We start from the raw sequence: 9249 nt of genomic DNA on the forward strand, positions 1-9249 counted from the left end.
GCAAAAAATAAGCTCCGCCGCAGCCTTTTATTGAAAGATAAACAGACCCTAAAAATAAGGGGCGAATTGTTTTTTTTCGCCCCTTGTTATTTGGATATTATTTTTGCGTATTGTAAGCCTCTAAAGCACGTAATGAGTAGGTATAAGCCGCCCCGGCATTTAAGGCGATAGCCATAGCTAATGCAGCGGATACTTCTTCTTCCGTTGCTCCGGCTTTTACCGCGGCTTCCGCGTGAACACCGATACAGCTTTCGCAACGTGTGGTGACAGCTACGGCTAATGCGATAAGTTCGCGTGTTTTAGCATCTAATACATTTCCTTCTGCTGCAGCGGCATTAAGTGCTTGATAGGCTTGTAACATTTTCGGATGTTTTTGACCTAATTCACCAAATGATTTTTTGACATGTGCCACGTCTTCTTTCCAATTTGCAAACATAAATTTCTCCTTGATAGTTAGGGTTTGTTTATCTTTCAATAAAAAACTGCGTTGTCGCCTAAAAAAGCCATCGGCTAGGCGTAAAACGCCGTTAATAGTGGGACTATTGACAAGTTTTACAACGACGGCGAGGGCTTTTTTAGGCACAACCCGAAGGGACGGGCTTCTTTTTTGCCCACTCTGCGTTAAAAAAACTTTGTTTAGAATGACTAAACGGCAGTTTTTTTGCCTTAATTGGGCAAAAAATAAGCTCCGTCGCAGCCTTTTATTGAAAGATAAACAGACCCTAGTTTAAGACAATATTCGTGACATTTCTACTTTTCTGCATTTCAGTAGAAAGTGTGGTGGAATTTTTGTTGTATTTTGTTCTTTGCTCATCATATAACGCTTTGCGATAAGTATCTACCCATATTGCGGTTGCACTGCACACTGCAACAGGCATAATCACTAAATTGACGATCGGTATGAAAGTGCAAAGTGTGACTAAGGTGCCGAATAGTAAGCTTTGCGAACGATTTTGTGCAAGTTTAAACCGCATGGTTTTAAAAGGAATTTTATGGTTATCAAAAGGATAATCACAATACTGAATGGCTGTCATCCAAGCACCGAAAATAAATGCCACAATCGGCACAATACTTTGCCCTACCAAGGGCATAAAACCAAGTAAAAACAAAATGATATATCTAGGCAAACTATAGCAAAGTTTTTGCCATTCACGGGCTAACATACGTGGAATATCTTTAATAAAATCCCAGGTGCTTGTTTCAATTAAGACTTCGCCGGTGAGCATTTTTTCAACTTTCTCAGCTAACAAACCATTAAAAGGCGCGGCAATAAAGCCCGATAGCATCGTAAATGAAAAGTAGAATAACATCAAAATCAGAGCAAATGAGACAATAAATAATATGGCACTCATCCAGCTTAACCAATCGGGTAAAAAGCCTATGACCCAGTCAATCATATTTTGAGCCTGTGCAATAAATAAGCCCAATAGCCCGAGCATAAGGATAATGTTTAGGATAATCGGCATAATAACAAAACGTCTTAAGCCTGATTGAGTAATTAAATACCACCCCATCATAAAGTAGCCAAAGCCTGATTTAATCTCTTTTTCGTTTAGCATGTTTATTTCTCTTTTTTATGGAAATGCTCCGTATAAGGTAGAGGGATTTTTTATAAATTTCAAGATCCATAATATATGGAATTATGATAAGCTAACGCCCATTAGGTTGTTAAAACAGGAGCGTAGCAATGGAATTAAATACGATCTTAATTATTTTGGGCATTATCGCATTAATTGGGTTAGTTGGGCATGGTATTTGGTCAAATCGCCGTGAGAAATCGCTTTATTTTGATAATGCCAATGCATTTAGCCGAGAAACCCAACGTACAACATTGAAATCATCAGAAGCCGCAGTCCCTGATTTCGCTCAAAAGCCGCAAGGTCAAGCGTTGCAACAAGAATTACAACCGGAACAACCTACGTTACAGCAACATATTGTAAATGCAACGGATGCTTATGCCTGTGGAAATACAGCACAGTCTGTTAATGATATTCGCATTTCTATTCCTACTATGGCGAATGTGGCGGCACAGCAAAATGTTATGCCGCAACAAGCCGTTTCTCGTCCAGTGGTACAAGAAGTCGAAAAAATATCTGTGAATACGCCAATTCACTATGAATATAAGCCTGAAGTTAAACCGTCTTCAGCCAATTTAGCTGAGAATAATTTAGATGAATTGGCTCGTTTTGATAATACGGAAGAGGGGATTCATCAAGCGACACCTGAAATTCAGGTTACCTTGCAAGAATCAGCGGTATTCAATTCTCCTATTTCTCAGGCCAAACCCATTGAACCCGTAGTCACACCAACCCCTGAGACTTATGTGACAGAAAATCCGGCGGAAGATTATATTATGCTGTATGTAGTGGCAGCTGAAAATCGTTTATTCCAAGGGGGGCAATTACATCAAGTGCTTGAGCGTGAAGGGTTTATTTTAGGTCGGGATGCGCTTTATCATCGTCATCTTGATTTAACGGTAGCAAGTCCGGTGATTTTTAGTGTAGCAAATGTTGATCAACCGGGTAGTTTTCCGGTGCATCATATGCATGATTTTTCTACAATTGGCGTGGTAATTTATATGCAATTACCGTCAGTAGGTAATAATCGTGTGAATTTGAAAACGATGTTGAAATCAGCGAAAAACCTAGCGGCTCAATTAGGTGGCTTTGTGTTAACGGATGAAGAACAAGAGCTAGATGAAAATGCTGAGCAAGATTATCTTGCGCGTGTTTAGAGTAGGGTCTGTTTATCTTTCAAAAAATAAGCTCCGCCGCAGCCTTTTATTGAAAGATAAACAGCCCCTAAGATAAGCTATTTTTTAACCGCACTTTCGATCCCTATTCAAAGTGCGGTTTGTTTTCTAAGAGTTTTAACTATGACAACCTTATCAAATCAAATCAATCAATTACGCGAAACTTTGCGTTATCACGAATATTTGTATCACGTGCTAGATGCGCCTGAAATTCCGGACAGCGAATATGATCGTTTATTTCATCAATTAAAAGCCCTTGAGCAACAACATCCGGAATTGATTACCCCCAATTCACCGACCCAACGCGTAGGAGCAAAACCCTTGTCAGGCTTTGCACAAATTACGCATGAAATTCCGATGTTATCCTTGGATAATGCCTTTTCTGATGAAGAATTTCAGGCTTTTGTGAAACGTATCCAAGATCGCTTGACGGTATTGCCTGAAAAATTGGAATTTTGTTGCGAACCGAAATTAGACGGTTTGGCGGTGAGTATTTTGTATGTGAACGGCGTTTTAACTCAAGCAGCAACCCGTGGCGATGGCACAACGGGGGAAGATATTACGCTTAATATTCGCACTATTCGAAATATTCCTTTACAGCTTTTAACGGACAATCCACCAGCACGTTTGGAAGTACGCGGTGAAGTATTTATGCTACAGGCGGGGTTCGAGAAATTAAATGAAACTGCTTTGGCAAAAGGCGAAAAAACCTTTGCCAATCCACGCAATGCCGCAGCAGGTTCGTTGCGTCAGTTGGATCCTAAAATTACCAGTCAACGTCCGTTGACTTTAAATGCTTATGGCATTGGTGTGGCGGAAGGAGTGGAATTGCCTGATACCCATTATGCGCGCTTACAATGGTTGAAATCCTTAGGTATTCCGGTCAATCCGGAAATCCAACTTTGTGATGGCGTTGAAAACGTGTTGGATTTTTACCGCACTATTCAACAAAAACGCCCGAATTTAGGCTATGACATTGACGGCACTGTGCTGAAAATTAACAGTATTGCCTTGCAGCAAGAATTGGGTTTTATTGCTAAAGCACCGCGTTGGGCGATTGCCTATAAATTCCCTGCACAAGAAGAAATGACGGTGTTGAATGATGTGGAATTTCAAGTGGGACGAACAGGGGCGATTACGCCTGTGGCGAAGTTGGAGCCCGTGTTTGTGGCAGGGGTCACGGTGAGTAACGCGACCTTGCATAATGGCGATGAAATTGAACGCTTAAATATTGCTATTGGTGATACGGTCATCATTCGCCGAGCAGGGGATGTGATTCCGCAGATTATCGGCGTGGTGCATGATCGCCGTCCGGCAAATGCAAAACAAATTATTTTCCCAACGGTTTGCCCTGTTTGTGGCTCTGCGGTAACACGCATCGACGGCGAGGCGGTGGCGCGTTGCACCGGGGGATTGTTCTGTGATGCGCAACGTAAAGAAGCGTTGAAACATTTTGTATCTCGTAAGGCTATGGATATTGACGGCGTGGGGGCGAAATTAATCGAGCAGTTGGTGGATCGTGAACTCATCCATACGCCGGCGGATTTATTTAAATTAGATTTAATCACCCTAATGCGTTTAGAACGTATGGGCGAGAAATCGGCGCAAAATGCCTTAGATAGCTTAGAAAAAGCGAAGAAAACCACTTTGGCACGCTTTATTTTCGCGCTAGGTATTCGTGAAGTGGGCGAAGCGACCGCGTTGAATTTGGCCAATTTCTTCAAAAATTTAACCGCACTTCAGCAAGCGACCTTTGAACAACTGCAACAAGTGCCTGATGTAGGCGATGTAGTGGCAAACCGCATTTTAGCTTTTTGGCAGGAACAACATAACTTAGATGTGGTGAATGATTTAATCGCGCAAGGTGTGCATTGGGACGATGTGGAAGTGAAAGAAGTGAACGAAAATCCATTCAAAGACAAAACCATTGTACTCACCGGCACATTAACTCAAATGGGGCGTAATGAAGCCAAAGCCTTGTTGCAACAACTGGGGGCGAAAGTCACAGGTAGTGTTTCTGCGAAAACTCATCTTGTGATTGCCGGCGATGCGGCTGGTTCAAAATTGACTAAAGCGCAAGAATTAGGCGTGGAAGTGTGGGATGAACAGGCATTCTTGGATGGGGTGAAACCTTATTTGAGTTAAGCGATAACCTAGCACGAGCGGTGCTAGGTTAAACTCGCTATACCGTTTATCTCAATTTGCTACACGTTGAATTAATTGCTCAAAACCTGCTTCATCATACCCCTCTTCATAGAGTGCATCTTCGGCAGAAGCATAAAGTTCATGGTTGCTCAATGCCGGGCAGCCGTATTGTTCCAATTTGCTTTTGGTAAAACTAGAACGATAGGCAGAACTGGCGTTGTTTAAACTGATAACGCCAATGGTATTGTTTTTACATTGCTTTTTATTGATAAAGACTAAGTTATAGCCTGATTCGCGAATATAACCTGTTTTATTAATTGCCGCTGCAAACATTTCTTCACGCACTAGTTTATTGGTGTTTTTCACAAACACATTTTGTCGCCCGGCTTTGATATAGGTGGCAGACGTATTGGATAAGGCTTGGATTTGTGGTTTACCTAGGGAATATTTGGCAAGTTTGACTAAATCCATCACGCTAGAGACGTTTGCACTAGATAATCCTGAACTGTCACTAAAACGAGTGGATGTCATTCCTAATTCACGTGCTTTTTCATTCATTTTTTGGATGAATTGCATTCGGCTCATACCAGTTGCCCGAGAAAGCGCATGAGCAGCATAATTATCAGAATGCACTAGCATTGCTTTGAGTAATTCGTTACAAGCGATCGGAGTGTATCTTGGTAATTTGGTACTGGTGCCTTTGATGTAGTCTGTATCTTCTTCTGTGATGGATTGAGTGCAATTTGCCTTTTTGTTGTGTTCCAAAAAGACATTGGCAGTCATTAATTTGGTCACCGAGGCGATAGGTTGAACATGGTGTGGTGAGCGGCTTTCTAACACTCTGTCATGAGTGAAATCGTATACTACATAGGATTGCGCCATTGTTATAGCTGGAAATAACATCAGAATAGAAAGCAGTTTTTTCAGCATAAATCACACCAAATTGAGATAAAACACAAAAATTGTAGGTATTTTAGCAGTTTTTTAAAAGATAAACAGACTTATTCTTGTGAATTTTTAAATGCAAGATATTCTTCCAAAATTTCAATCGCTTCCAAGCAACGTTGTCGTCTAGTGCGTGTTTGTTCAATAAGGTTTCTATAGTGGGTCTGTTCAATTTCTGATTGGGCTTGTGTCAATAAATCCTTTTGTTCATTAAGTTTATCGTTTAATGCTTTAAGTGCATCATAATATTTCTCTAGCCGTTCTCTAGGTGGAAGCTTGTCTAATTCTGCTTTACGCTGTTCACGCAAGCTGAGCTTGGGCTGAGAATGGGATTTTTCTGATATCTCAGGTTTTGTTAGCGCATCAGACAGTGCCGCGCATTGGGCGAGCAGCTTCTCAGTAAAGAACGTGGTTTGCACAAGAGCATTTTCATTTAGTTGCTTTAATTGAGTGAGTGAGTCATCGAGCTCTTTGAGATAAAAATCCACGGATTGAAAATTTTCGCTAAATACCATCGGGTCAAATTTAGCATAAACGACTTGACGCCCTTGGGCACGATAGCAGGCCTTGAATTGTTCGACTGCTTGTGAGAGTTGTTTTAAAAGTGCGGTGTGATGTTGATTCATTTTGATGATTAATGTGGGCAACGAATAACACCATTGCCCACCGGATATAAAATTATAAGGTCATTGCGGCAATCCAACCGAACACAATCAATGGAATGTTGTAGTGAATAAAGGTGGGTACAACGCTATCCCAAATGTGATCATGTTTTCCATCCACATTTAATCCCGATGTTGGGCCTAAAGTTGAGTCTGAAGCCGGTGAGCCTGCATCGCCTAATGCGGCCGCAACCCCTACGATAGACACGGTTGCCAATGGTGAGAAACCGACTGCTAAGCAGAGTGGTACATAAATAGAGGTAATAATTGGCACAGTTGAGAATGATGAGCCAATGCCCATGGTGATAAACAAGCCAACTACCAACATTAAAAATGCGGCTAAGCCTTTATTATTTTGACCTAAACCTTGACTGAATGTTTGAACCAGTGTTTCCACGCCACCTGTGGCTTTAATCACTGCGGCGAAACCTGAAGCCGCAATCATCACAAAGCCAATCATTGCCATTAAGCGTAAACCTTGTTGAAAAATATCATTACTGTCTTTCAGGCGGAAAATACCACAAACACTAAAAATCACTAAACCTGCAAGACCTGCAATAATGGTTGAGCTGGTAAATAATTGCAATGCAAAGGTCACAAAAATAGAGGTAATGCTCACCCCAATATGGAAGGGTTTGATATTGGCAATATGTTGTTCAATTTCTGCAGTTGTTGGTTCTGCCGTATGGACAATATATTCACGGGGTTTACGATAGGTGATGAAAATCGCAGTTAACAAACCTAATGCCATGCCAATAACAGGAATGGTCATTGCCATAGAGATTTCGCTGACAGTGGTTTGTAAGCCTAATGTTGCACCGGCTTCATTGATATTTTTCATCAAAATGCTTTCGATAAAAATCTTACCGAAACCGACAGGCAAATACATATAGGTTGCGGTTAAACCAAAAGTTAATACACAAGCCACTGCACGGCGGTCGATTTTTAAACGATTAAGAATGCTTAACAATGGCGGCACGACAATAGGAATAAAGGCAATATGCACAGGAAGTAAGTTTTGTGATGAAATCGAAAATGCCACCAATACAGCTAAAATAAAGTATTTAAAGCCGGCTACTGATTTTCCTGTAGGGGCTTTGCCAAGACGTTTGATCACTTTGTAGGCAAGTAAATCAGTCACGCCTGATTTTGAAATCGCTACCGCAAAGGCACCGAGAATGGCATAGTTCATTGCCACTTCGGCACCACCGCCTAAGCCACCGGTAAACACTTTGATGGTTTCAGATAGACCTAAATTTCCTACAAAACCTGCCACTAAGGCCGAGATAATAAGTCCAATGACAACATTGACGCGCAACAAGCTCAGGGCGAGTAGCACGATAATGGATATAACAACGGGATTGGTTAGCATAAATTTTCCTTGATTTTATATTGTGTTGAGTTTGTAAAAAGTGCGGCTAAGTTTCCGCTTGTTTTGCCATGTGTGGAAAACCACCTAGTGATTTCAAATGGTTAACCATATAACAAAACAGTTCGGCGGTTCGTTCAGTATCATAAAGTGCCGTATGCGCTTGCTTTCCGTCAAAAGGAATGTTTGCCGCTTGGCAGGCTTTCACTAACACCGTTTGTCCAAACATTAAACCGCTTAAACTTGCGGTATCAAAACTCCCAAAAGGATGAAACGGATTGCGTTTAACTCCGGTACGTTCAGCGGCAGCCATCACAAAACCTTGGTCAAAGGCAGCGTTGTGCGCCACAATAATAGAACGTTGGCATCCCGCGTCTTTTTGCCCTCGGCGTACCATTTGGAATAAGCCGGTTATAGCGTCCAGTTCAGAAATCGCGATTTCTTGACGCAAAGGGTTATTCAAATCAATACCATTAATCTTCATGGATTCCGGGTTGATACAAGCCCCTTCAAAGGGCTTAATATGGCAATGATAAGTTTGGTCGGGAATTAAATTTCCCTGTTCATCCATTTTAAGGGTAATTGCCGCAAGTTCAAGCAAGCCATCAGTCTGGCAGTTTAATCCTGCGGTTTCTACATCAATGACCACGGGATAATAACCACGAAAACGATTTTTTAGCAGATTATAATCTACCGTTTCTGTTATTGCTTCACTCACTGCTTAGTTACCTAATGCCGCTTTAGCATTTTTATTTTCAATAAATTCGATTTTATAACCATCAGGGTCTTCCACAAAGGCGATAACTGTTGTCCCACCTTTAACAGGGCCGGCTTCACGCGTCACTTTTCCACCATTGGCTTTTACTGCTTCACAAGTGGCATAAATATCATCCACACCAATAGCAATATGTCCATAGGCAGTCCCAAGCTCGTATTCCGTCACGCCCCAGTTATAGGTTAATTCAATGACCGCGGCTTTATCTTCATCGTCATAACCTAAAAAAGCCAAAGAATATTTGTATTCAGGGTTTTCACTGGTGCGTAATAAACGCATACCTAAAACATCTTGATAGAATTTGATTGAACGCTCTAAATCGCCCACGCGGAGCATGGTATGTAAAATTCGCATATTGTTGTCCCTAAGATTTGATAAAAGTGCGGTCAATTATGCCATAGATTTATGCGCAGAAGAAGTGTGTGAATATTAACTTGCATTTTCGGGGGGGGGGGGGGGGGAGAATCCTGCTGAAATAATACGTGCTGTGAGCTTGTGCTTGTAGCATGTTATTTTTTCACTGTAACATTTAGAACAAGGAGTATGTAGTATGTTCTCATTTTTGAAAGCATCACCGCCGGCGCCGAGAATTGATTCTTCT

The 9249-nt window shown here is 41.5% G+C and carries 9 protein-coding genes; 2 read left to right on the plus strand and 7 right to left on the minus strand.

The window, feature by feature from the left end; genetic code table 11:
• Positions 1-97 precede the first annotated feature (97 nt).
• On the minus strand, positions 98-436 hold the full coding sequence (locus tag Q0O89_RS09650; protein ID WP_293731499.1) for a carboxymuconolactone decarboxylase family protein: 339 nt from the start codon (positions 434-436) through the stop codon (positions 98-100).
• 286 nt (positions 437-722) lie between these two features.
• Positions 723-1559, minus strand: coding sequence for a sulfate transporter CysZ (gene cysZ, locus Q0O89_RS09655; protein WP_293731500.1), 837 nt, complete (start codon positions 1557-1559; stop codon positions 723-725).
• 128 nt (positions 1560-1687) lie between these two features.
• Between cysZ and zipA the strand changes: the two genes are divergently transcribed.
• Positions 1688-2734, plus strand: a complete 1047-nt coding sequence (zipA, locus tag Q0O89_RS09660) for a cell division protein ZipA (RefSeq protein ID WP_293731501.1) — start codon at positions 1688-1690, stop codon at positions 2732-2734.
• A gap of 141 nt (positions 2735-2875) precedes the next feature.
• A complete protein-coding gene (ligA, locus tag Q0O89_RS09665; RefSeq protein ID WP_293731502.1) occupies positions 2876-4897 on the plus strand; it encodes an NAD-dependent DNA ligase LigA in 2022 nt (673 codons plus the stop codon).
• Between the two features lie 51 nt (positions 4898-4948).
• Here the strand turns inward: ligA and Q0O89_RS09670 are convergent, their stop codons facing one another.
• From Q0O89_RS09670 to gloA, 5 genes are all read right to left on the minus strand, one after another.
• Entirely contained in the window at positions 4949-5827 is an 879-nt protein-coding gene (locus Q0O89_RS09670; protein WP_293731503.1) for a serine hydrolase, read from the minus strand.
• Positions 5828-5898: 71 nt separating this feature from the next.
• Positions 5899-6468 carry a primosomal replication protein PriC gene (priC, locus tag Q0O89_RS09675; RefSeq protein WP_293731504.1) on the minus strand — a complete coding sequence of 190 codons (570 nt, stop codon included), beginning with the start codon at positions 6466-6468 and terminating at the stop codon, positions 5899-5901.
• A 52-nt stretch (positions 6469-6520) separates the two neighbouring features.
• A complete protein-coding gene (locus Q0O89_RS09680) occupies positions 6521-7876 on the minus strand; it encodes a Na+/H+ antiporter family protein (RefSeq protein ID WP_293731505.1) in 1356 nt (451 codons plus the stop codon).
• 46 nt (positions 7877-7922) lie between these two features.
• Positions 7923-8591 carry a ribonuclease T gene (gene rnt, locus Q0O89_RS09685; RefSeq protein WP_293731506.1) on the minus strand — a complete coding sequence of 223 codons (669 nt, stop codon included), beginning with the start codon at positions 8589-8591 and terminating at the stop codon, positions 7923-7925.
• Positions 8592-8594: 3 nt separating this feature from the next.
• Positions 8595-9002: a lactoylglutathione lyase gene (gene gloA / locus Q0O89_RS09690; RefSeq protein ID WP_293731507.1), complete on the minus strand. Its 408-nt coding sequence runs from the start codon at positions 9000-9002 to the stop codon at positions 8595-8597.
• Positions 9003-9249: the final 247 nt, after the last annotated feature.

Origin of the sequence: uncultured Actinobacillus sp. (genome assembly GCF_945915845.1) — a bacterium.
Lineage (GTDB): Bacteria > Pseudomonadota > Gammaproteobacteria > Enterobacterales > Pasteurellaceae > Exercitatus.

Coding starts and splice junctions, on each gene's coding strand:
- Q0O89_RS09670 (WP_293731503.1), bottom strand. CDS start 5,827: ATGCTGAAAAAACTGCTTTCTATTCTGATGTTATTTCCAGCTATAACA.
- cysZ (WP_293731500.1), bottom strand. CDS start 1,559: ATGCTAAACGAAAAAGAGATTAAATCAGGCTTTGGCTACTTTATGATG.
- Q0O89_RS09650 (WP_293731499.1), bottom strand. CDS start 436: ATGTTTGCAAATTGGAAAGAAGACGTGGCACATGTCAAAAAATCATTT.
- zipA (WP_293731501.1), top strand. CDS start 1,688: ATGGAATTAAATACGATCTTAATTATTTTGGGCATTATCGCATTAATT.
- priC (WP_293731504.1), bottom strand. CDS start 6,468: ATGAATCAACATCACACCGCACTTTTAAAACAACTCTCACAAGCAGTC.
- Q0O89_RS09680 (WP_293731505.1), bottom strand. CDS start 7,876: ATGCTAACCAATCCCGTTGTTATATCCATTATCGTGCTACTCGCCCTG.
- ligA (WP_293731502.1), top strand. CDS start 2,876: ATGACAACCTTATCAAATCAAATCAATCAATTACGCGAAACTTTGCGT.
- gloA (WP_293731507.1), bottom strand. CDS start 9,002: ATGCGAATTTTACATACCATGCTCCGCGTGGGCGATTTAGAGCGTTCA.